Source organism: Vibrio aestuarianus (genome assembly GCF_028858425.1).
Taxonomy (GTDB): Bacteria; Pseudomonadota; Gammaproteobacteria; order Enterobacterales; family Vibrionaceae; genus Vibrio; species Vibrio aestuarianus.
Genome location: NZ_JAKNYQ010000001.1, coordinates 2,421,564 through 2,445,254 on the forward strand (window position 1 = coordinate 2,421,564; position 23,691 = coordinate 2,445,254).

Consider the following 23,691-nt stretch of genomic DNA (forward strand, 5'->3'; position numbering starts at 1 on the left):
AAAATTAACGATAAGATTTGCTTGCTTAAGACTTAAAGAGCCAGCATGAAAAACTCGGATTAACTGGTTTCTCACAGAGATAAACTGTACAAATAAATAAAATATCCCAGTTAAAACGAACACTTAACATTAGCACCATATACCGATGGCCGTTTGCTAAATAGATAATTCGCGACCTAATTGAAGTAAGAAAAGTAAGCCAAGACACCGACTCATTTCATCTTTTATTTCGTCGCTTAATCAAATTTATAAGATATCGATAGAGAAGGATTCGCTGATTATGTACGCGCTAACTAACTGTAAAATCTACACTGGCAGTAATGTCCTCGTTGATCACGCTGTTATCATTAAGGATGATTTGATTGAAGCTGTATGCCCGCTAACAGATTTACCACAAGATATTACAACTCAAGATCTGAAGGGTGCGAACGTAAGCCCAGGCTTTATCGACCTGCAACTTAATGGCTGTGGCGGAGTGATGCTTAATGATGAAGTAACAGCCGATACCATGCAGACAATGCACAAAGCGAATCTAAAATCAGGCTGCACCAGCTTTTTACCGACTCTTATCACTTCATCTGATGAAGATATGCGCCAAGCCATCGCGGCAGCTCGTGAGTACCAAACAAAATACAAAAATCAGTCCTTAGGTTTACACCTTGAAGGTCCATATTTGAATGTGATGAAAAAAGGTATCCACAGCGTTGATTTCATTCGTCCTTCTGATGACAACATGATTAACACGATGTGTGAAAACAGCGATGTGATAGCAAAAGTTACCCTCGCACCAGAGCACAATAACCCACAACACATTGAACGCCTCGCGAAAGCGGGAATCGTTGTGTCTATCGGCCATACCAACGCAACCTACACTGAAGCACGAAACAGTTTCGAATCAGGCATCACCTTTGCGACACACTTATTCAATGCCATGACCCCAATGGTTGGACGTGAGCCTGGAGTTGTCGGTGCCATTTATGATACACCTGACGTTTATGCGGGAATCATTGCCGATGGCTTCCACGTTGATTACGCTAACATTCGAATCGCCCACAAAATTAAAGGTGAAAAGCTCGTATTAGTGACCGATGCCACAGCTCCCGCAGGTGCTAACATGGATTACTTTATTTTTGTCGGTAAGAAAGTATATTACCGTGATGGTAAGTGTGTTGATGAAAATGGCACACTAGGCGGCTCAGCCCTCACTATGATTGAGGCAGTACAAAACACGGTTGAGCACGTTGGTATCGCTTTGGACGAAGCACTAAGAATGGCTACTCTGTATCCAGCAAAAGCAATTGGGGTTGACAACAAACTAGGCCGAATTAAAAAAGGCATGGTGGCAAACTTGGCTGTTTTTGATCGTGACTTCAATGTTCAAGCGACGGTTGTTAACGGAAAATACGAGCACAATTGATAATGAATGGCGGACAAATAGGTAACGTAGATTTAGTCAAACAACTCAACAGCGCAGCAGTTTATCGATTGATCGACCAGCAAGGTCCTATATCTCGAATCCAAGTTGCTGATGTGAGTCAACTTGCTCCTGCAAGTGTTACAAAAATAACCCGCCAACTACTTGAACGCGGCCTTATCAAAGAGGTCGCCCAACAAGCATCAACGGGTGGACGTAGAGCCATCTCATTGACGACAGAAGTCGCACCTTTCCACTCAGTTGCTGTTCGTTTAGGGCGTGACTACATTCAACTAAGCCTCTACGACTTGGGTGGAAAAGAGCTAGTTTCTGATTACCATGAATTTCACTACTCGCATCAAACTCAATTAGTTGAGGGGCTAGTTTCTTTCCTCTCAGCATTTATAAAACAGCAACAAGAGCAAATCGACCAACTCATAGCGATCGGTATTGCACTTCCAGGCTTGGTTAACCCTGAAACTGGCGTTGTCGAATACATGCCAAATATATCGATTGATGCACTAGCACTTGGTGACATTATTCGAGACAATTTTCACGTTCAATGCTTCGTGGGTAACGATGTTCGCGGCATGGCTCTCGCCGAGCACTACTTTGGCGCGAGTAAAGATTGCCAAGATTCAATATTAGTCAGTGTTCATCGAGGTACTGGTGCTGGCATTATCGTAAATGGACAAGTTTTCCTTGGCTATAACCGTAATGTAGGGGAAATTGGTCATATCCAAATTGATCCTCTTGGCGAGCAATGTCAGTGTGGAAATTTTGGCTGCTTAGAAACAGTGGCGGCGAACCCTGCCATAATTTCTCGCGTTAGAAAACTGCTAGCACAAGGTTATGAATCAAGTCTTGCTAACATAGAGAGCATTACTATCAATGATGTGTGTGAACACGCTAATCTTGGTGATGAATTAGCGAAACAGAGCTTAGTCAGGGTAGGAAATCAACTGGGTAAAGCTATTGCTATGACAATCAACTTATTTAATCCTCAAAAAGTAGTGATTGCTGGGCAGATAACAACCGCGCAAGACATTGTATTTCCTGCCATTCAAAGAAATGTTGAAAATCAATCACTGAAAACTTTCCACAATAATTTACCGATTGTCGCATCACAGATTGACAGCCAAGACACTATTGGCGCATTTGCGATGATTAAGCGTGCAATGTTAAATGGTGTTTTGTTGCAAAAATTGCTTGGTGATTAAGCAATTAATTGAATTACAATGATAAGCTGTGTCACCTCGACACAGCTTTTTTTATAAACTCACTTTAATCATTGCCAAAGGAATTTATGGAACTGGTCCTTATTACAGCCGCTTTTTTAGCCGGATTCATTGCCCTGAAATGCAACTTACCCCCTTTGGTGGGTTTCTTGTGTGCAGGGTTTGCTCTACATGCTGCTGGCTACCAAAGCAGTGATACAATACGCACTTTGGCCGACCTAGGGGTCACACTGTTATTGTTCACCATTGGTTTAAAGTTGGATGTAAAAACGTTACTCGCTAAAGAAATATGGGCCGGAGCAACCGTTCACAATCTTCTTTCAACCCTAGCTTTTAGTGTTGCGTTATTAATTTTCAAATACTTAGGCATTAGTAGCTTAGCCACGATGCCAACCGAGCAAATCGTTTTACTCGGTTTCGCCTTATCATTTTCTAGCACAGTTTTTGCCGTAAAATCTCTACAAGAAAAAGGTGAGATGAATGCCACCTATGGCACTATTGCAATCGGCATACTCGTTATGCAGGATATATTTGCCGTGGTATTTCTAACTATATCAACAGGCAAACTACCACATTGGTATGCGATTATACTGTTTGCTCTGCCATTAATGCGTCCGCTATTTTACAAACTACTCGATTGGGTTGGACACGGAGAAATGCTCGTTTTACTCGGCATTTTCTTTGCCTTGGTTATGGGCGCTGGGCTATTTGAGGTTGTTGGTATGAAACCAGACCTCGGTGCGCTTATTTTAGGTATGTTACTCGCCGCTCATAGCAAAGCATCGGAACTGTCTAAATCTTTATTCAACCTCAAGGAGCTGTTTTTAGTCTGCTTTTTCTTAAATATTGGCTTATCTGCACAACCGACTATGACTGGTTTTGCACTAGCGCTGTTATTACTGTTATTGCTTCCTCTCAAAGGCGTTCTCTATTTTTGGGTACTTAACCGATTTAAATTCCGCGTACGCACATCACTACTAGCGACCCTATCACTCTTTAATTTCAGCGAATTTGGTCTTATTGTCGGTGGACTTGCTTTTAAAATGGGTTGGATGTCGGGTGACATATTAGTCGCATTGGCGATTGCGGTTTCTATCTCATTTGTGATTGCCGCCCCAATCAGCCGCAAAGGTCATGAGCTATACCAACATTCTAGAGCATGGCTTAAAGAGCATGCCGCAGAAAAACTGAATACCAAAGATCAACTTATCAACCCAGGTCACGCACAAGTATTGATCTTAGGCATGGGTCGTATAGGCACTGGTGCCTACGATGAGCTGCGATCTCGATACGGAAAAATAAGCCTTGGTATTGAAGTGCGAGAAGATACTGCTCATACACATCGCGCACAAGGTCGTAACGTTATTTCTGGAGATGCAACGGACCCTGATTTTTGGGAGCGTATTCTAGACACAGCAAATGTTAAGTTAGTCTTGCTGGCGATGCCGCACCACCAAGGTAATCAAATCGCTTTGTCACAATTGCAACATCGAAATTTTAAAGGACAGATCGCCGCAATTGCAGAGTACCCTGACCAACTAGAGTCATTATTAGAATGTGGCGTGGATGCAGCATTCAATATTTATAATGAAGCTGGTAGCGGTTTTGCACGTCATGTCTGTCAACAGCTACAGCCAAACTTCACTAAACCGTAGTATTATCAACGCCCAGATAAAAGCTATCAGCGCTCTTATCTGGGTTCTATATCCTCAAAACGTTCCTTTTTGCTCATTCAAACGCCAAAAAATAGATACCATCCATCAAAAATAACAATTCATTGAACAAAATTCACCAACAAGCAAATAAAAAGATAATTTCCATAATATTTGGTTGCATTTTTTAATCGAAATGGCAAATTAAAGTCAACAGGTTAAAAATTATCAAAAAGGAAGTTGTATGTGTTCTATCTTTGGCATTCTCGATATTAAAAGTGATGCTGCGGCTTTACGCCCAATAGCCCTAGAAATGTCTAAAAAATTACGCCACAGAGGCCCAGACTGGTCAGGTATTTACGCCTCTGATAAAGCGATTTTAGCGCATGAGCGTCTCGCCATCGTTGGTTTAAATAGTGGTGCTCAACCCTTATACAGCCCAAACAAAAAACACATCCTTGCCGTAAACGGGGAAATTTATAACCACAAAGAAATTCGCGCTCGCTACGAAGGAAAATATGACTTTCAAACCGATTCAGATTGCGAAGTCATCCTTGCTCTCTATGAAGAAATGGGCGCCGATCTCCTTGAAGAGCTTAACGGTATCTTTGCTTTTGTTCTTTATGATGAAGAAAAAGATCAGTATCTAGTGGGCCGAGATCACATTGGTATTATTCCGCTTTATCAAGGCTATGATGAGAATGGAAACTACTATGTTGCCTCAGAAATGAAAGCGCTAGTACCCGTATGTAAAACTATCAGCGAGTTTCCTCCTGGCAGCTACTACCGCTCTCAAGATGCCGAGCCGCAACGCTACTATATCCGTGACTGGAATGAATATGCTGCCGTGCAAGGTAATAGCACAAGTAAAGAGGAACTGACTCAAGCACTAGAGGCCGCCGTTAAACGTCAATTGATGACCGATGTACCTTATGGTGTATTACTTTCTGGTGGTTTAGATTCATCGATTACTTCGGCAGTTGCTAAACGCTTCGCCGCTATGCGCATTGAAGATGACGAACAAACAGAAGCTTGGTGGCCGCAACTTCATTCGTTCGCGGTTGGTTTAGAAGGCGCTCCTGATCTTAAAGCAGCTCGCGAAGTTGCCAATCAGATTGGTACTGTACACCATGAAATGACCTATACCATTCAAGAAGGATTGGATGCTATTCGTGATGTGATTTATCACATTGAAACTTACGATGTCACCACTATTCGCGCCTCAACACCAATGTACTTGATGGGACGTAAGATAAAAGCAATGGGCATCAAAATGGTTCTGTCAGGCGAAGGCGCTGATGAAATATTCGGTGGATACTTATATTTCCATAAAGCGCCAAACGCGCAAGAGTTTCATGAAGAAACGGTTCGCAAACTCCTTGCACTAAATATGTTTGACTGCGCGCGCGCTAATAAATCCCTTGCTGCTTGGGGCGTTGAAGGCCGAGTTCCATTCCTAGACAAAGAATTTATTGATGTAGCGATGCGTTTAAACCCAGCCGACAAAATGTGTGGCAATGGTAAGATGGAGAAACACATTTTACGTGAATGCTTTGAACACTATTTACCTGAAGCTATCGCATGGCGTCAAAAAGAGCAGTTCTCTGATGGTGTAGGTTACAGCTGGATTGATACATTAAAATCTGTAGCGGAAGAAAAAGTGACCGATCAGCAGATGGAAACCGCACAGTACCGTTTCCCTTACAATACGCCAAGCACTAAAGAAGGCTACGTATATCGCGAAATTTTTGAGGAGTTATTCCCTCTTGAGTCAGCGGCACGATGTGTACCTGGAGGCCCATCAGTTGCCTGCTCTTCAGCAAAAGCGATTGAGTGGGATGAGTCATTTAAAAACTGTATTGACCCATCTGGCCGTGCCGTTAAAGCCGTTCATAACGAAGCCTATTGATTTACAAGTTCACCAATGACCAATGAAAAAGGCGCTAGATGCGCCTTTTTCTATTAAACCGTAAAAGAATAAACCATCTAATCCAGTTCTAAGTGCTTGTTATCAATGCTCATCGGTATTGTCTGGCTAATCATTTTAACCAACATAATGGAACGCGTCTCGCCATCGGATTCTTGATAAATGGCATCAATACCTGAAAACTGCCCCCCTTTAACCCTGACAACCTGTCCTTTCTCGGGAATATTTTGAGCCGAAGCTGAGCTCTCATGCTGCTCAAGTACCTTCAACTGATAGACAAGATCCCCTTCTAATTCTTTGGGCTGCGCCCCAAAACGAACAAAGTCAACAACACCACGTGTAGAACGTACTGAAGTAAAGGTTGGCCCTTTTTCAAAATCAAACCTGACAAACATGTATGAGGGAAAAAGTGGCTCTTTCACTTTTTGACGCTTTCCCCTGAGGATTTTCTCAATTTCAATCTCTGGGTAAAAGCATTCGACACCCTGATTTTCAAGATGCATCTTGGCTCGTGATTGGTCACCTCGTTTGCAATACAGCAAATACCAACGTTTCATTTTATTCCTAGCTACTGCTCTATTTTCTGAGGATCCTAACACTATCGTGCATCGCAATAAACGACAAATCACCAGGCCACAAACAACACCTCCATTTGTTCGAAAAAGGTAAAAATCACCTACCAATATTGAAAGGTAAGTTTGCGGCACGTAAAAACCGCCCTAAAATAGTGGTGATATCATTTAAAGAACAATAACTTAACTAACCATCTAGCATAATCGTCTGCTTTTTACTAATTGCGATACGATAAAAGCCCATGTATATCTAACCCACAATTTTTTTAATCTATAAAACTAAAAAAACTTATGACAAACCAACATCAATACTTTGGTCATCCAAGAGGCCTATTTTTACTTTTCGGCACAGAGCTTTGGGAACGATTTTCCTACTATGCCATGCGCGCTATCCTAGTCCTTTATCTAACAGACGCGACAATGAATGGTGGTCTTGGCTGGTCGACTAAAGATGCCCTAGATCTTTATGGCACCTATACTGGACTTGTCTACATCACACCACTTATTGGTGGTTACCTTGCAGATAACTACCTTGGGCAACGCCGTTCAATTCTTATTGGTGGTGCGTTAATGGCTATCGGTCAATTTACGCTAGCACTGCCTGCTGATGCACTAGGCCTTGGTTCTCTTCATACTTTCTATTTAGGTCTTGCGCTTCTTATCTGTGGTAACGGGCTATTTAAGCCAAATATCTCAACAATGGTTGGTGACTTATATAATGAAGGCGATAACCGTCGTGATGGCGCATTTACTATCTTCTATATGGGTATTAACTTAGGAGCGTTGCTGGCTGGTGTGATTTCAGGTTCTGTGACCAACTCATTTGGTTGGAAAGCCGGTTTCGTTGTCGCGGGTATTGGTATGCTTATCAGCTTGGTCATGCAAATGACAATGGCACAATCATGGCTTGGTGATATTGGTCGTGAGCCAGCAGCCAAGCGTGATCTCAAGCTTAAAAAATCAGCAGGCAAAGAATCTTTAACAAAAGAAGAAGTAGATCGTATCAAGGTTATCCTTGTGATGAGTTTGTTTACTATCGTTTTCTGGGCGGGTTTCGAGCAAGCTGGTGGTCTAATGAACATCTATACGCAGCAATACACTGATCGTATGATTGGTGGTTTTGAAGTACCTTCTGCATGGTTCCAATCGCTCAACCCATTCTTCATTATTACTCTTGCACCTGTATTAGCCGTTCTATGGGTAAAACTGGGTAAACGTGAGCCAAACTCACCAGCGAAGTTTGCATTGGCGATGTTCTTCTTAGCCTTGGGCTTCCTTTGCATGGTTGGCGCGGTTATGGAACAAGGTGGTGACACTGCCGTGAAAACATCAATGCTTTGGCTTGTCGGTGCATTTTTCTTCCATACCTTGGGCGAACTGTGTCTCTCTCCAATCGGCCTATCACTTGTTACTAAGCTAGCGCCACTACGTCTTGCTTCATTAATGATGGGGGCATGGTTCGGTTGTAACGCAATCGCGAATTATGTAGCAGGTTACGTTGGCTCTCACGTTGGTGAGCTTGGTGCAATGGCTATATTCAGCGGTATTGCAGTAACCGCAATTATCAGTGGCATCATTCTGATGTTGTTCTCAAACACGCTTGTTCGTTGGATGCACGGTGCTGAAACAACGGCAAGCCACGCTGAAGAAATTGAAGAGCAGCAAGCTCAGTTAGTTTAGCTTCAAATATACCACCAAGCTTAAGGGTGGTAATTCAGGGATAATAACGAAAAACGGTCACACTATTGTGACCGTTTTTGTTCAATCTAAATAACCCGAACTGAGGTTGAATGGTATTCAAATCAGCGCGCAATAAGACAAGCCATCATATCAATATGCATCTCTGAGTCATTTAGGCATTCAATATAAGTAAATGATTCTCCACCAGCATGGATAAAGGTTTCTTTACCCTGCTCCGATATTTCCTCTAAGGTTTCTAAACAGTCCACCGAGAATGCCGGGGTAATGATATCCAAACTTTTCACACCACGTTTAGGTAAAGCCTCTAAGGTCTTATCTGTATAAGGTTGCAACCACTCTTCACGGCCAAATATCGATTGATAAGACATCCCTATTTGTTGCAAATTTAGGCCTAATTCTTGCCCCAAGAGCTGCGTTGTGCGCTCGCAGTGCTGCGGATAAATATCACCATTATCAGCGTAACGCTTAGGAATACCATGATAAGAACAAAGCAGGTAATCTCCTTGTCCATTCTCCTTCCAAGATTGGCGAACTTTGTCCGCTAACGCCCGAATATAAAGTGGATGATCATGATAATCTCGCACAAAGTGTAAGTTTGGTGTCACCGGGATATTTTTCATCACTTTGGCTAAGCCATCAAAAACCGCTGCTGTGGTTGTGCCGGAATATTGAGGATAAAGTGGCAATACGACAATCTCTTCAACGTCTTGCTCTAATAGAGATTTAACACCATCTAACAAACTTGGAGAGCCATAGGTCATCCCTAATTCGACAGGCATGGCTATACGCTCAGCTAAACGTTTGGCTTGACGTTGTGAATAAACCATCAGTGGTGAACCTTCATCCATCCACACTGACTGATAGAGTTTCGCAACTTTAGGTGAACGGATCGGTAAAATGATGCCATGTAACACTGGGCACCATATCCATCGACTCATATCGACGACACGATGATCGTGTAAAAACTGACCTAAGAAGCGTTTAATAGCAGGAGTTGTAGGTTCATCTGGAGTACCTAAATTAACCAGTAATACCCCTTGTCGTTTATTATTTTGCATAACTTCCATTCATCTATTTTACTGTAGTCTGTTGAATACGAATCCATGACTAGAAAGTTCATAAAAAAAGCGACCTATCTAGGTCGCCTTCACTATAACAAAGTTAGATAATCAGTACTTAGCCAATTATGCTAGTGCTTTCTCAATATCTGCGCTCACTTCAGCAACTTGCTTAGTACCATCAAATTTTAGGTACTTAGTGTTGCCCGCTGCAGCTTCTTTGCTGTAGTAAGCAATAAGCGGTGCAGTTTGGTCGTGGTAAACACCTAGACGAGCACGTACGGTCTCTTCTTTATCATCATCACGAACAACCAAATCTTCACCGGTTACGTCATCTTTGCCTTCCACTTTAGGTGGATTGTAAACAACATGGTAAGTACGGCCAGAAGGTAAGTGAGCACGACGACCCGCCATACGATCAACAATAACATCATCCGCAACATCGAATTCGATTACATAATCAACAGCAATGTCCATCTCTTTTAAGCCATCAGCTTGAGGGATAGTGCGAGGGAAACCATCTAGCAAAAAGCCTTTTTCGCAATCAGCTTGAGCGATACGCTCTTTGATAAGACCAAGGATGATTTCATCAGAAACTAGTTGACCAGCGTCGATGACTGACTTTGCTTGTTTACCAAGCTCAGTACCAGCTTTGATAGCAGCACGTAGCATGTCACCAGTAGAGATTTGTGGAATACCGTACTTCTCCATGATGAATTGAGCTTGAGTGCCTTTACCTGCACCTGGAGCACCTAGAAGAATGATGCGCATGTTTAATCCTCTTTAGAAAATTATGATTTATACCGAAGCTCACAGCGTTACGAACATAAAGATACGAACATATACAACGGTAAGTTTCGGTATAACGTTAGTGATTTTAGCGAACAACTACAGCTTAACGAACAATTCAGTTGAGCAAAGCACACTGTTTGGCGTGCAAAATACACACCTTATTCGCTTGGTTCAAGTGCAGCATTCTAACATAGAATTCAATGCTGCTGACGAGATTAAGACTAAAGAATGTAATCCGGCTTAGATTTTCGCTTCCGTTTTGCACAAATTAGCGTCAGTTCTAAGCAAATCATCACAATTCAAAACAAAAAGCTCGCATATGCGAGCTTTTTGTTTATTTAACGGTTATTCAACCTTAGTCAAAAGTTGGTTAATCGCCGTTAAAAATTGAGATGGGTCTTCCATTGAACCACGCTCAGCAAGCATTGCTTGGCCAAGCAGTACTTCGACCCAACGACCAAACGCTTGCTCATCGGCTTCATCAGCCATGCGCTTAACCAAGGCATGTTCAGGGTTTAGCTCAAAGATGTACTTAACTTCAGGAACAGCTTGACCAGCCGCTTCAAGAAGTTTAGCCATTTGAGTGCCCATCTCATAGTCATCAGTCACGACTACTGCTGGAGTTGTTGCCAACTTAAAGGTAGTACGAACTTCTTTAACACGTTCACCCAAGTATTGCTTGGTACGCTCAACGACAGACTTAAACTCTTCTTCCGTCTCTTTATGTTTTTCTTTTTCAGCTTCATCTTCAAACTGGCTAAGATCTAAACCTGCTTTCGTAATCGCCTGGAATTGCTTACCATCAAACTCCGTCAAGTAGTTCATTAGCCATTCATCGATACGATCAAACATTAAAATGACTTCAATGCCTTTCGCTTTGAACTGTTCTAAGTGTGGGCTGTTTTTCGCTGCAGCATAACTGTCTGCTGTGAGGTAGTAGATCTTATCTTGTCCCTCTTTCATACGCTCAACATAGGACGCCAAGCTAACCGTCTGTTCCGCAGAGTCAACTTCCGTTGAAGCGAAGCGTAATAAGTTGGCAATCTTTTCTTTGTTAGCGATATCTTCAGCAGGACCTTCTTTTAATACCAAGCCAAACTCTTTCCAGAATGACTGATATTTATCTGCATCATTATTGGCCATGCGCTCAAGCATCGTCAGGACACGCTTAGTACATGCATTACGCAGTGACTGAGTCACTTTGTTGTCTTGTAAAATCTCACGAGACACGTTCAAAGGCAGATCATTTGAATCAATCAAACCGCGAACAAAACGCAGGTAAGATGGCATAAATTGCGCCGCGTCATCCATGATAAATACACGTTGAACGTATAATTTCAAACCTGATTTATGATCGCGGTTCATCATATCCCAAGGTGCTTTCGCTGGGATATAAAGCAAGCTAGTGTAGTCGTTCTTGCCTTCTACACGGTTGTGGCTCCACAACAGCGGATCAGCAAAGTCATGAGACACATGCTTATAGAACTCTTGATACTCTTCATCCGTAATTTCAGATTTAGAACGGGTCCACAATGCTTGAGCTTTGTTGATTTGCTCCCATTGCGTCTCATCGGTTTCCTTGCCTTCATCGTCACGAACTTTAGTCTGAATTGAGACCGGAATACCAATATGATCCGAGTATTTACTGATCACATCACGTAGGCGCCACTCGTTTAGGAACTCTCTACCCTCTTCACGCATATGCAGGATAATGTCAGTACCACGAGATTCTTTGATGATATTTTCGATCGTGTAATCACCTTCCCCCGCAGAGTGCCATTGTACAGCTTGGTCTGCGGCAAGGCCGGCTGCGCGAGTACGTACTGTAACCGCATCTGCAACAATGAATGCTGAATAGAAACCGACCCCGAATTGGCCGATCAATTGCGAATCTTTTGATTGATCTTGAGACAGTTTAGAGAAAAATTCAGCCGTGCCTGATTTAGCAATCGTTCCTAGATGTTCAATTACATCCTCACGGCTCATACCGATGCCGTTATCCGAAAGCGTTAACGTATTTGCATCTTGATCAAACGACAGCTTAACACCAAGCTCTGCATCACCTTTATATAGGTCTGGGTTTGACAAGGCTTGAAAACGAAGTTTATCCGCAGCATCAGAGGCATTCGAAATCAATTCGCGCAGGAAAATCTCTTTATTTGAGTAAAGAGAGTGAATCATAAGATGAAGTAACTGCTTGACTTCAGACTGAAACCCACGAGTTTCTTTATTGTTTGTGGCAGTTTCGCTCATACTAGCTCCATAACATCTGAGTGATTATTCACACACGCCATTGTGTGCAACTGAGAATGATTTGCTAGTAACATGAGGATGACAAATGTAAAATCAAGGTCAAAGATAATAAAAACACTGTTTTTTTTATTTGTTTTGATTATGCTTGGCCATATTTTTATAAAAGAAAATAAAACTTAGTATACTGTTTCATCAATTGCTTCCCCAAGCTGCTAGGTTGATGAACTACTCACCATATCAACAATAAGAAGATAACAATGAGTAACATAGGTACAAAATATATACTTGCTGAAAGATTCACCTTTGACCCCAACAGCAACTCTCTTATTGATCAAGAAAATGATAGCGAAATGGTTCGGCTCGGCAGTAATGAAAGCCGTATTCTGCTGCTACTCTGTGAAAGACCGAATGAAGTGATTACTCGACATGAGTTACATGAGTTTGTTTGGCGAGACCAAGGCTTTGAAGTCGACGACTCAAGCTTAACGCAAGCGATTTCGACACTGCGAAAAATGTTAAAAGACTCAACAAAATCACCAGAGTTCGTGAAAACCGTTCCAAAGCGTGGTTATCAGATGATTGCTTCTATTTCGCGTTCATTGCCAAATTCTCACAAAGAACCAGTGGTCGAGCAACAAGAGAGCGCTGAAGTGGAAGAATTCGAAGCTGATTCTATTATCGTTACGGGGAGTCCCACTCCCAGTGAAGAGTTCATCCCTAATGCGACTATCCCACCTAATGTTAAGGCTGACAAACAAAAGCTAACCATACGAAGTAAATTGATGTTAGTGGTTGCTATTTTATTGCCCATATTGGCTCTGCTCTTAACCAGCCCTAGCCATTCTAAATTTAGGCAATTGGCTGTCTACAATAATATTGTCGTGAATACACCAATTAATCATCCTGACTTGACTAACTGGCTGCCTTCTATTGAGAAATGTGTCAAAAAATACAATAAGTCACATACTGGTGAGCTAGCACCAAAAGAAGTGATTGCAACTGGTGGGCAAAATAATCAATTGGTATTGAACTACATCCATAGCTCTGAATTCTCTGGTGAAAATATCACCTTACGCATTTTAGCTAACCAAGATGATTTCACCAACGTGTGTAAATAAGGGCATGAAGATGAACCAGAAAATCGCAACAATTATCTTGGTAGTTTCAGCTATCTTTAGCGCTTGGATCTACTGGGGCAGTGATATTAAAACTGAGCAAACCCTTACTTCCCAAGAGTGGCAATCAAAAATGACGACGGTGATTAGACCAAGCGTGCGAAGTGATTCCGTCAGTACACTGCGCCGTGTTGATGTCACGTCTAATGTAAAATATCTACCAAATGGTAGCTATATTAGAATGTCTAACATTTTATTATTTGCTACTGGCTCAGAAAGTGAAAGTAGGATTAGCATTTCAGAGACGGGCGAATGGGATGTCAGTGACAGCTACCTGCTAATCTCACCTTCAGAATTTAAAGATATTACCTCTACTCAAGGTAAAGACTTTACCCCTGAGCAGCTCGAGTTAATTACACAATTCTTCAAGATGGATGCCCAACAAAGTCGGCGTATCGACGTTGTAAACGAGAAAACATTGCTGCTTACCAGCCTCAGTCATGGGTCAACGGTTCTGTTTACCAACTGATACTAGCCACCCCATACAACCAAGCGAAAGGCGGCTATTTGGTACATAGCGTAAAAACCGCCTTTCGTTTATTGAATACCCGAAAAGGACAATGATGCATAAAGCAACGATTCACATCTATTACTGTCGTCAGTGCAATTGGATGTTACGAGCAGCATGGCTAAGCCAAGAATTACTACATACTTTTAGTGAAGAGATTGATTCCGTGAGTTTACACCCAGATACTGGCGGACGATTTGAAATAATTTGCAACCAGAAAATTATTTGGGAACGCAAACAAGATGGTGGTTTTCCAGAAGCAAAAGTGCTCAAACAACGGGTAAGAGATATTGTTGCTCCTGAAAGAGATCTTGGGCATTCCGACAATAAATAATGGCCTCACTGGTACATTAGATTGAATTTTTAACAATCAATTCGCCATTCAATCCTAATACCTGAAATAAGCCTTCGCTATATATGGCATAGCTTGGCGGGAAATTGTTACGCGGGAAAGTGACAGAGCCTGGGTTCATGATAAACACTTGGTTTAGTGGCTCTGCCGTTGGAATATGGGTATGTCCATGAATCAGTACATCCCCATTTTTGAGCGGTGGCATCTGTTGTGCGTTATAAAGATGGCCATGAGTGATAAAAAAGCGCACTCCAGACTCAAGTAATACCCAAGCGTAATCCATCATCATTGGAAACTTGAGCAGCATCTGATCAACTTCACTATCACAGTTTCCTCTAACCGCAACAATGCTATCGGCGTACTGATTGAGTCGCTCCGCAACCGCTACGGGATTATAACCTTCAGGGATAGGATTACGAGGACCATGATTTAGGATATCGCCAAGTAATACTAAGGTTTGAGCATCTGATTGCTCAAATAAGGCTAGCATGGCTTCGGTTGCAGGTAGTGAACCGTGCAAATCAGAGGCAAAAAACAACTTCACAATATATCTCCATAGTTTTGATGGGGAAATTGTACGAATTTAAAAACACTTAGTCATCTCTCGCCATGCCGTTAATCACAATATTGTTGTAGCTGACCATACCGACCACCTTACCATTTTCAATCACTGGAGCTCGGCTAATACCAAAACGTTCAAACAACCTCGCACAATATTTCACATTCATGTCCGGAGATACAGATAACGCTGGTTTGGTCATGATTTCATAGATATTGACTCGCTGTGTAGCTCGGTTTTGAGCCAATACTTTTTTGGCGATATCATTCATCAATACAATCCCATACTCATCATCTTCGTGTCGTTTATCAACGATTAACGCTTTGACTTGATTTTGTTTAGCTAAATGAATGCCTTCATGCACCGTCGTTAAACCATCGACGATAACGTAAGTATTAGCCATTACATCTCTAACTCGGATCTTATTATGCAAACTCATAGCTCTTCCTCAACCACTTTAGTTAATGTTGCGACTTGATGAGCAACACCGACGGCATCTTCAATATCGATTTGAATAGCAATACCCTGCCCTGACTCTTGGTCAAACTCCCCAACATCATTAATCGTTTCTAAAATGTGGCGAGCAAGGTGTTCTTCGACCACAAACAACACCACATCTTTTTGCACATCCAATGTTAAGCCAAAGAAGGTTCGCTTTTTATTTAACCCCTCTCCTCTTGCATTATTGATAACCGTCGCCCCTGTAGCGCCAGCATTACGCGCAGCGTCTAGTACAATATCGGTTTTGCTGTCTTCAACAAAAGCCAGTATCAGTTTAAAGCGCATTTTCTTTCTCCTTTGATGACGCAGTTTTATTTAACCATTGAGTGATCTGCGCATAGCCCATTACAGAGATAATCGGGAATAGACTGGCAAATGCAATCAGCCCAAACCCATCAATCATAGGACTTCTTCCTGGAACGGTCGAAGCCAAACCCAAACCCAATGCGGCCACAATTGGCACGGTTACGGTTGATGTTGTCACACCACCAGAATCATAAGCTAATGGCACAATAAGCTTAGGAGCAAAAAAGGTTTGGATCACTACCACCACATACCCGGCAATGATGTAGTAATGGATAGGGTCACCAACCACGATACGATAACTGCCAAGTGAAATTCCAAAAGCTACCCCAAGAGCAACCGCGATTCGCAAACCATTAACGCTAATACTGCCACCGGATACCTGGTTTGCTTTAATCGCGACAGCAATTAAAGATGGCTCGGCTACCGTGGTGCTAAAACCAATACAAAACGCAAATAGATAGACCCAAAAGTAGTCAAACCAATGTAGGGAATTACCCATACTAATTTTAAATTCCGCGAGAAATTGAGGGGCAGTTAACTGCTGCGCCATCGTCTCCCCTAAAGGGAATAAGGCCAATTCAAGTCCTAAAAGGAACAGAGTCAAGCCAATGATAACGTAACAAAAACCTAAAATTACTCTTATCGGACGTACGATAGGTTTGCGTAATACAGCAAACTGGAAGCCAAAAATAATCGTGACAATGGGAACGACATCCAAAATAGTGGAACCTAGCATGTCGAAGAACAGGATTAATGCATTCATGCCAGCACCATCCCATAAACCATGACAAACATCATCGGTAGTAATGAGGCAAAAGCAATCAAGCCAAAACCATCAATCATTGGGTTTCGTCCCTTGATGGCAGAAGCGAGACCTACCCCTAACGCTGTCACCAAAGGAACCGTGATGGTCGAAGTGGTGACACCACCCGAGTCATAAGCAATACCGATAATATTTTCAGGCGCAAAAGCGGTCAGAATGACGACACCAACATAACCACCGATGATCATGTAATGAATGGGCCAGCCTTTCAAAATACGCAACACCCCTAATACAATGGCAATTCCTACAGAAAACGCGACGGTGAGTCTTAGACCATTGGCATAATCGTCCATACTTTCAACTGATGCGGTGATCACCCCTTCGGCTGCGGCCACATTCGCCGCCTCATCAGCTACAGCAGTTAAAGCGGGTTCAGCAATCGTGGTACCAAAACCTAAGAAAAAAGCAAAGGTAAGTAACCACGCGACACTTCCTTTTCTCGCAAAGGCTTGCGCCATTGACTCGCCGATAGGGAATAGCCCCATCTCTAATCCAAAAATAAAAAACGTCAACCCCAACACAACCAGCACTAAACCAACAATGATTGGCAGCCAATTGGGCAGTGGTTCTTGTAATACAATGAGTTGGAAAAACACAATAACGGCAACTATCGGCAGCAGATCTCGCAAACTTCCTATCATCGCTTTAAGTAGTGCCACCATCGAGTCCATTCATTCCTCCCGTGTTTGATATCTTTGTTCATAATGGCAAATCAAGACTGATGAGAGTGTGATATGGGTTGCGAGGCGCAGAAAAAAGTGACCAAATGTTACAAAGTTTGTCATTTATCACTGTCATTATTTAACGTATGCTGAAATAGGCCTGTTGAATGTTAAATGTTCAAAACAATTGAGTTGCAGCAATACTCTAATACTTAGTAGGAATCGCGACCACCTTCTATCATGGATAATCCAAGAGGTAGTGATATGAAAATACTATTAACTGGCGGAACTGGTTTTATCGGTAAGGCATTGATAAAACAGATTCTTGCCCACGATATACACATCCTAACCCGTAATATTCCACGCGCTAAAGAGCAGCTCAAGCACGTTGATAATAGCAATTTCACCTATTTAACATCGCTATCAACATTAAAAGATCTCAACCAATTTGACGCCATTATTAACCTGGCAGGTGAACCTATCGCCGATAAACGTTGGACCCCAAAACAGAAAAAAACGATATGCGCTAGCCGTTGGGAAATCACAGAACAATTAGTTGAGTTGATCCATGCTAGCACCGAACCACCGCACGTTTTTATCAGTGGTTCTGCAGTGGGGTATTACGGAGATCAACAATCACATCCTTTCGATGAGACCTTACACGCCCACAGCGACAATTTTCCTCATCAGGTATGCGCTAAATGGGAGCAAATCGCCCTCAAAGCTCAATCAGAAAGAACCAGAGTTTGCCTATTACGAACTGGTATTGTGCTAGCGACCGAAGGGGGAGCGCTAGCGAAAATGTTGCCACCTTACAAGTTAGGGTTTGGTGGCCAGCTAGGCTCCGGAGAGCAATACATGCCGTGGATACATATGCTGGACATGGTAAGAGCCATCACCTATTTACTGGAAACTCAGCATGCGCAAGGTGCTTTTAACCTGTGTGCACCACACGCCGTTACCAACAAGGTTTTTAGTCAATCATTAGCGAAAACGCTAAACCGACCTCATCTATTATTCACACCTAAATGGCTAATGAACATCATTTTGGGAGAGGCTGCTGTGTTACTTTTTGATAGCATCCGGGCAAAACCAAAAAAACTGACCGAACTTGGCTTTCATTTCCAATACTCACATATAGAACCTGCGTTCAAAAACATTCTAAAACGCAACCTTTAGGAACTGGTATGAAGAAAGCAATATTGATAACAGGCTGCTCAACTGGCATTGGGTATATGGCAGCGCATGCCTTACAGCAACGCGGCTATCATGTGATCGCTTCATGCCGGAAATTGGAAGATGTCGAAAAGCTTCGTCAAGAAGGGTTAACTTGTATCCAACTCGATTTACGTTGTGAGAAAAGCATTACAGAGGCGGTTACTCAAACGATGGATTTATGTGATGGAAAACTGTACGCGCTATTCAATAACGGAGCTTATGGTCAACCGGGAGCGATTGAAGATCTGCCAACGGCAGCTTTACGTGAACAATTTGAAACCAACTTTTTTGGTTGGCATCAACTCACAACAGAAATTATCCCTCACTTTCGCAAACAAGGAGAAGGAAGGATCATTCAAAATAGCTCAGTACTAGGTTTCGCTGCGATGAAATATCGCGGAGCCTACAATGCTTCCAAATTTGCGATTGAAGGATGGAGTGACACCTTACGTCTTGAACTTAGAACAACCAACATACTAATCAGCATTATTGAGCCAGGGCCAATCGAAACTTCATTTCGTGCCAATGCGCTTACAGCGTTTAAGCATTGGATTGACACCCCAAATAGCGTTCACAGCACTGTTTATCAAAGTCAAATTCAAAGACTCAATGGCGATAAATCAAATAACGCCTTTGCTTTACCAGCCAAAGCTTGCCTCCCCTATCTCCTACATGCACTTGAATCGTCTAAGCCGAAGCTTCGTTATCGCATTACCACTCCAACAAAAGTGTTTGCAATCCTTAAACGAGTGGTTCCGAATCGGTGGTTAGATCATCTGTTAGATAAAGCGGCATAAATGACCAACTTGTCATTTTTTCGTAACATTCAAGTGACATCATGCAGCTCTGGACATTCCAGATACCCTAATACTAAGCGTTGCATGTGGTACGACAAATATGACATTACACCAATTAAATTGGCTCAGTGTCGGTGTTGCGCTGACTTTATTATTAATACTATAGACACCTTTGCTTGCTCTCTCGTTAAGAGACAAAAACGCTGCAGCCTTGTGGCGTTTTTTGTTTTTCCCCTTGATATTTCAACTTTTAACCCTATCTCTTAGCTATAGACCTAACACAGCAAAGGAACAAACAATGCTATCTCCTTACATTGTTGAAGTGAATCAGAATAACTTTAGAGAAGTGTTCGAGGGCTCGGTAAATACTCCTATTTTATTTCATTTTTGGGCACCAATGAGCCAAGAGAGTGCGCAGATCATTCCAGAGCTGCAAACCCTCACCCAACAACACAATGGTGCTTTTACCTTAGCACTATTAAATTGTCAGGAAGAACAAGCCGTTGCCGCACAGTTTGGCGTGCAAACTTTGCCAACCATTGCACTTTTTATCAACGGTCAAGCGGTGGATGGCTTAGGCGGACCTCAAACTATTGACGCGGTTAAAGAGATGCTAAATAAGCATTTGCCGAGCCAAAGTGAGGTTGATTTAAAGAACGCTTTGGAACTAATTCAACAGTCTCAACACTCTGACGCCCTGCCTTTGCTATTAAATCTGCCACAAGAGATAAAGGAAAAGGGTGAAGCCAAACTCGCCCTTGCGGATGTTTTTTTGGAAACGCAGCAATACGATGCGGCAGAAGCGGAATTGCAACACATCCCGTTAGAATATCAAGATAGCTATTACAAAGGATTAGTTGCCAAACTGGAACTGCATAAGCAAGCCGCTGATAGCCCTGAAATACAAGCGTTAGAGGAAAACTTTGCAGCGCAACCTGATAATGCTCAGCTAGCGAGTGAACTTGCACTTCAATATCATCAAGTCAGCCGAGATGAAGAAGCACTAGAACTTTTATGGTCTTTTTTAAAGAGCGATCTCAACTGCTTAGATGGTGAAATCAAAAAAGTCTTTATGGATATATTGAGCGCTCTAGGGCAAGGTAATAGCCTCGCCGGTTACTATAGAAGACAACTATATTCATTATTATATTAATAATATCAAACAATTAAGGCTGGGATTTCCCAGCCTTAATTGTATTATAACTAAACAACTTGAAGTAGTAGTCTAGCACCAAGCAAGTTCATCCTCATGAGCATAGATAAACGATGTGATTTATTTGAGAGAACATAACCAACCCCACAGTAGCGTCAAATAGTAACGGTATAATACAAAATAGAAAAATAGCACTCCTAAGCTTGGATGAATAATATCAACAACCACCAAAGCTAGGAGAATCAATAATCAAAAAGGATCAGTTATGGCTTTAGATTCAATCGTTGCCGTTGGCATATTCGTATTCGTTGTTATTGCTTTTATCTTTGCAGCAGTGAAAACGGTTTCTCAAGGAAGTAATTGGACAGTGGAGCGCTTTGGTCGCTATACCCATACTCTACAACCTGGCTTAAATATTATTATTCCATTTGTTGACAAAATCGGACAAAAAATCAACATGATGGAACAAGTGTTAGATATTCCCGCCCAAGAGGTGATCTCTAAAGATAATGCCAATGTTGTGATTGATGCCGTGTGCTTTGTACAAGTGATAGATGCCGCAAAAGCCGCTTATGAGGTAAGTGAACTACAACACGCCATTCGAAATTTAACACTGACTAACATGCGTACAGTGCTAGGCTCAATGGAGCTCGATGAAATGCTTAGCCAGCGTGACATGATCAACACAAAACTGCTCTCTATCGTTGACCAAGCCACTAACCCATGGGGAGTTAAAGTCACTCGTATCGAGATAAAAGATGTTCAGCCACCAGCCGATCTAACTGCAGCAATGAATGCGCAGATGAAGGCTGAGCGTAATAAGCGGGCAGACATTCTAGAAGCAGAAGGGGTACGCCAAGCTCAAATTTTACGTGCAGAAGGCCAAAAGCAGTCTGAAATATTAAAGGCGGAAGGTGAAAAACAAGCAGCAATTTTACAAGCCGAGGCTCGTGAACGGGCTGCCGAAGCGGAAGCGAAGGCAACTGAAATGGTGTCAAACGCCATAGCACAAGGCGACATGCAAGCTGTGAATTATTTCATTGCGCAAGGTTATACTGATGCCTTAAAAGCCATTGGCCAAGCAGAAAATGGGAAGATCATCATGCTACCGTTAGAAGCTACGGGGCTAATGGGGTCCGTGGCTGGAATCGCTGAAATGTTCAAGCAACCATCCGTAAAAGATAAGTAGGTAACCAAGTGATAGAACTTATACAACAAATCAATTACTGGCACTGGCTAGCGTTTGGTTTGGTGCTCGTGGCGCTAGAACTATTCGGTACTGCCGGCTATTTTCTTTGGCTCGGTATTTCAGCAGTACTTGTTGGAGTGATTTTCGCCATGTTACCCATCAGCTGGCAGCTGCAGTGGCTAACCTTTGCCAGTTTCTCTTTGATCACCACATGGTTATGGTGGAGAAAACAGTTTAAGTCTGATCATGACAGTGACAAATCGCGCAAACTTAACCAAAAACAGAAACAACTGATTGGACAAACTGCGCGGCTAACAGAAGATGTTCAACAAGGGACGTTTCGCCTAACTCTCGGAGATACCACCTGGACAGCGCAATGCAAGCAAGACATCGCAGCGGGCAGTTTAGTCAAAGTCGTCGAAGTTGATGGCATTGTTTTGATCGTTGAGCCGCAATAAACAAAAGGCGACTATTTGTCGCCTTTTGTTTTACAGCACTGCCCTTTCAAATTATCAATGATTGGGCAATCGCTCCCCTCATCACCAGGGCATTCGTTAATCCATTCTTCCAGTTGTTCTCTAATTAACTCCAATTCGGCGAGTTTTCGTGAAACATGCTGCAGCTTTTCTTTGGCCTTTTCTTTGACTGAAAAGCTGGTTCTAGACGGGTCATTGGCTAAAGCGAGTAAAGACTTACACTCTTCCAAACTGAACCCAACACGTTTGCTACGCGCAATCAGTAAAAGATCATCTACATGCTCTTGTTGATAGTGACGATATCCATTTTCTGACCTTAGCGGAGGGGTAATCAACCCTTTTTCTTCATAGAGTCGAATAGATTTGGCACTCAATCCCGTTAATTGAGCGACTTGGCTAATATTCATGTTAAAAATTCAATGAAAAAGGCATGTTGATAAACATGCCTTTATTACCATGAGAAAGCAAGTCGATTACTATTGATTCAATAACCAGCTTAGAATTTGAGATTTTTCAGATTTATCCGCTTTTTCATACCAGTAAGAAAGCATTTCTAAGGGCTTACTTTCAGTTTTTAGTGCTTGGTTGATAGAAGAGCGATTGACAAAAGCCCAATCTGCAAATGCTTTTTGCTCGCTTACCGATGCTTCAGTAAACCAATATTGAACCATTTCGACTGATTTTGCAGTGCTCGCAGTAACTTCAGCTTGAACCTGCGCTATAGCGGTGGAAGGCTGAGATGCCCCAACTAACACATAATTGGCTTCTTCAATAACCGCTAAAAAATAGGCTTTGGGAACAGAAAATTCCACCTTATTTTTATTCGTAGACGAATTCAATGTAAACACTATTGAGTCATCTGTAGTTTGCTGTATGAATTCTGGTGAAAGTGGAAACTTAAACCACTGCGTTGTAGTACAGTGCTCTGTGCATGTTTCAGCTAATGGACGATAAGTATCTAATTCTAGGTGTTGTGATGAATAGGTAACTGTCTTGAATTGGTCGTAATTCTTAAAGTAAGTAACATTCATATCCACATAAGAACTGTCAATATTCTTTTCGGCCGTTTTAGGGAAATTACCCACATAGTTCAATTCAGATTTTACAATATCGGCACCTAAAAGTGCTTTTGTTTCAGGAGTAATATCTTTCGCTACAACTTGAACATAGTTGTGCCTTTCTTGGATATTTTTTGCGACATCATTAAATGCACTAGAACTGTCTAAATTACTGCATCCAACCGCAACCATAGCAGTTGAAAAAATTATCGAAGCTCTAAATAGATTCATCATAATTATCCTTTATATTCGAGCAAAAACACCGGCACTAGGCCGGTATTTTAATTAATGAAAGGCAATACACGTA

24 protein-coding genes are annotated in these 23,691 nt (G+C 42.2%); 13 read left to right on the top strand and 11 right to left on the bottom strand.

All coding sequences use genetic code 11. The features are described 5' to 3' along the window. Positions 1 to 280 precede the first annotated feature (280 nt). The 4 genes from nagA to asnB all read left to right on the top strand — a co-directional run bounded on the left by nagA (position 281) and on the right by asnB (position 6,213). Positions 281 to 1,417 (top strand): N-acetylglucosamine-6-phosphate deacetylase, encoded by a 1,137-nt coding sequence (gene nagA / locus MCT08_RS11055; protein WP_274673336.1) that lies wholly within the window; start codon positions 281 to 283, stop codon positions 1,415 to 1,417. Positions 1,418 to 1,419: 2 nt separating this feature from the next. After that, positions 1,420 to 2,634 (top strand): DNA-binding transcriptional regulator NagC, encoded by a 1,215-nt coding sequence (gene nagC / locus MCT08_RS11060; protein WP_053310234.1) that lies wholly within the window; start codon positions 1,420 to 1,422, stop codon positions 2,632 to 2,634. Positions 2,635 to 2,720: 86 nt separating this feature from the next. Beyond that, complete coding sequence (locus MCT08_RS11065) at positions 2,721 to 4,307, top strand: cation:proton antiporter family protein (RefSeq protein ID WP_053310235.1); 1,587 nt, start codon at positions 2,721 to 2,723, stop codon at positions 4,305 to 4,307. 241 nt (positions 4,308 to 4,548) lie between these two features. After that, positions 4,549 to 6,213 carry an asparagine synthase B gene (gene asnB, locus MCT08_RS11070; RefSeq protein WP_053310236.1) on the top strand — a complete coding sequence of 555 codons (1,665 nt, stop codon included), beginning with the start codon at positions 4,549 to 4,551 and terminating at the stop codon, positions 6,211 to 6,213. A 77-nt stretch (positions 6,214 to 6,290) separates the two neighbouring features. Here the strand turns inward: asnB and rfaH are convergent, their stop codons facing one another. Further along, positions 6,291 to 6,788, bottom strand: a complete 498-nt coding sequence (gene rfaH / locus MCT08_RS11075; protein ID WP_053310237.1) for a transcription/translation regulatory transformer protein RfaH — start codon at positions 6,786 to 6,788, stop codon at positions 6,291 to 6,293. 306 nt (positions 6,789 to 7,094) lie between these two features. On the opposite strand from rfaH, the gene MCT08_RS11080 reads away from it, so the two are divergent. After that, positions 7,095 to 8,483, top strand: coding sequence for a peptide MFS transporter (locus tag MCT08_RS11080; RefSeq protein WP_053310238.1), 1,389 nt, complete (start codon positions 7,095 to 7,097; stop codon positions 8,481 to 8,483). A gap of 122 nt (positions 8,484 to 8,605) precedes the next feature. Here the strand turns inward: MCT08_RS11080 and hemH are convergent, their stop codons facing one another. From hemH to htpG, 3 genes are all read right to left on the bottom strand, one after another. Continuing rightward, positions 8,606 to 9,571, bottom strand: a complete 966-nt coding sequence (hemH, locus tag MCT08_RS11085) for a ferrochelatase (RefSeq protein WP_274674056.1) — start codon at positions 9,569 to 9,571, stop codon at positions 8,606 to 8,608. A 117-nt stretch (positions 9,572 to 9,688) separates the two neighbouring features. Beyond that, positions 9,689 to 10,333, bottom strand: a complete 645-nt coding sequence (gene adk / locus MCT08_RS11090) for an adenylate kinase (RefSeq protein WP_168522897.1) — start codon at positions 10,331 to 10,333, stop codon at positions 9,689 to 9,691. Positions 10,334 to 10,699: 366 nt separating this feature from the next. After that, complete coding sequence (htpG, locus tag MCT08_RS11095) at positions 10,700 to 12,607, bottom strand: molecular chaperone HtpG (RefSeq protein ID WP_274678417.1); 1,908 nt, start codon at positions 12,605 to 12,607, stop codon at positions 10,700 to 10,702. A gap of 257 nt (positions 12,608 to 12,864) precedes the next feature. On the opposite strand from htpG, the gene MCT08_RS11100 reads away from it, so the two are divergent. The 3 genes from MCT08_RS11100 (at position 12,865) to MCT08_RS11110 (ending at position 14,624) form a co-directional block, all read left to right on the top strand. Then, a complete protein-coding gene (locus MCT08_RS11100) occupies positions 12,865 to 13,725 on the top strand; it encodes a winged helix-turn-helix domain-containing protein (RefSeq protein ID WP_261926613.1) in 861 nt (286 codons plus the stop codon). Positions 13,726 to 13,735: 10 nt separating this feature from the next. Then, a complete protein-coding gene (locus tag MCT08_RS11105; protein ID WP_274678419.1) occupies positions 13,736 to 14,251 on the top strand; it encodes a regulatory protein ToxS in 516 nt (171 codons plus the stop codon). Between the two features lie 94 nt (positions 14,252 to 14,345). Further along, entirely contained in the window at positions 14,346 to 14,624 is a 279-nt protein-coding gene (locus MCT08_RS11110) for an Rdx family protein (RefSeq protein WP_274678678.1), read from the top strand. Positions 14,625 to 14,640: 16 nt separating this feature from the next. On the opposite strand, the gene yfcE is transcribed toward MCT08_RS11110, so the two are convergent. Genes yfcE through MCT08_RS11135 form a run of 5 tightly spaced genes read right to left on the bottom strand, consistent with a single transcriptional unit; the run spans position 14,641 to position 17,502 of the window. Next, on the bottom strand, positions 14,641 to 15,186 hold the full coding sequence (gene yfcE / locus MCT08_RS11115) for a phosphodiesterase (protein ID WP_261915721.1): 546 nt from the start codon (positions 15,184 to 15,186) through the stop codon (positions 14,641 to 14,643). 49 nt (positions 15,187 to 15,235) lie between these two features. Continuing rightward, positions 15,236 to 15,640, bottom strand: a complete 405-nt coding sequence (locus MCT08_RS11120) for a CBS domain-containing protein (protein ID WP_172532762.1) — start codon at positions 15,638 to 15,640, stop codon at positions 15,236 to 15,238. Continuing rightward, the gene (locus MCT08_RS11125) at positions 15,637 to 15,987 is read right to left on the bottom strand and encodes a P-II family nitrogen regulator (protein ID WP_053310247.1); all 351 of its coding nucleotides are present in this window, start codon (positions 15,985 to 15,987) and stop codon (positions 15,637 to 15,639) included. The genes MCT08_RS11120 and MCT08_RS11125 overlap by 4 nt, the downstream gene beginning before the upstream one ends. Beyond that, positions 15,977 to 16,771 (bottom strand): DUF1538 domain-containing protein, encoded by a 795-nt coding sequence (locus MCT08_RS11130; RefSeq protein ID WP_274678420.1) that lies wholly within the window; start codon positions 16,769 to 16,771, stop codon positions 15,977 to 15,979. The genes MCT08_RS11125 and MCT08_RS11130 overlap by 11 nt, the downstream gene beginning before the upstream one ends. Further along, positions 16,768 to 17,502: a DUF1538 domain-containing protein gene (locus MCT08_RS11135; RefSeq protein ID WP_053310249.1), complete on the bottom strand. Its 735-nt coding sequence runs from the start codon at positions 17,500 to 17,502 to the stop codon at positions 16,768 to 16,770. The genes MCT08_RS11130 and MCT08_RS11135 overlap by 4 nt, the downstream gene beginning before the upstream one ends. 255 nt (positions 17,503 to 17,757) lie before the next feature. Between MCT08_RS11135 and MCT08_RS11140 the strand changes: the two genes are divergently transcribed. The 5 genes from MCT08_RS11140 to MCT08_RS11160 all read left to right on the top strand — a co-directional run bounded on the left by MCT08_RS11140 (position 17,758) and on the right by MCT08_RS11160 (position 22,308). Then, on the top strand, positions 17,758 to 18,672 hold the full coding sequence (locus MCT08_RS11140; protein WP_274678421.1) for a TIGR01777 family oxidoreductase: 915 nt from the start codon (positions 17,758 to 17,760) through the stop codon (positions 18,670 to 18,672). 8 nt (positions 18,673 to 18,680) lie between these two features. Beyond that, positions 18,681 to 19,508 (top strand): SDR family oxidoreductase, encoded by an 828-nt coding sequence (locus MCT08_RS11145; RefSeq protein ID WP_168522913.1) that lies wholly within the window; start codon positions 18,681 to 18,683, stop codon positions 19,506 to 19,508. A gap of 298 nt (positions 19,509 to 19,806) precedes the next feature. After that, complete coding sequence (locus tag MCT08_RS11150; protein ID WP_053310251.1) at positions 19,807 to 20,661, top strand: co-chaperone YbbN; 855 nt, start codon at positions 19,807 to 19,809, stop codon at positions 20,659 to 20,661. A 265-nt stretch (positions 20,662 to 20,926) separates the two neighbouring features. Next, positions 20,927 to 21,850, top strand: coding sequence for an SPFH domain-containing protein (locus tag MCT08_RS11155; protein WP_053310252.1), 924 nt, complete (start codon positions 20,927 to 20,929; stop codon positions 21,848 to 21,850). A gap of 8 nt (positions 21,851 to 21,858) precedes the next feature. Next, positions 21,859 to 22,308: an NfeD family protein gene (locus MCT08_RS11160; protein ID WP_261915724.1), complete on the top strand. Its 450-nt coding sequence runs from the start codon at positions 21,859 to 21,861 to the stop codon at positions 22,306 to 22,308. A gap of 11 nt (positions 22,309 to 22,319) precedes the next feature. Here MCT08_RS11160 and cueR read toward each other — a convergent pair whose 3' ends face one another. After that, positions 22,320 to 22,733: a Cu(I)-responsive transcriptional regulator gene (cueR, locus tag MCT08_RS11165; RefSeq protein ID WP_168522918.1), complete on the bottom strand. Its 414-nt coding sequence runs from the start codon at positions 22,731 to 22,733 to the stop codon at positions 22,320 to 22,322. 69 nt (positions 22,734 to 22,802) lie between these two features. Then, positions 22,803 to 23,618, bottom strand: coding sequence for a hypothetical protein (locus MCT08_RS11170; protein ID WP_274678422.1), 816 nt, complete (start codon positions 23,616 to 23,618; stop codon positions 22,803 to 22,805). Positions 23,619 to 23,691 lie beyond the last annotated feature (73 nt).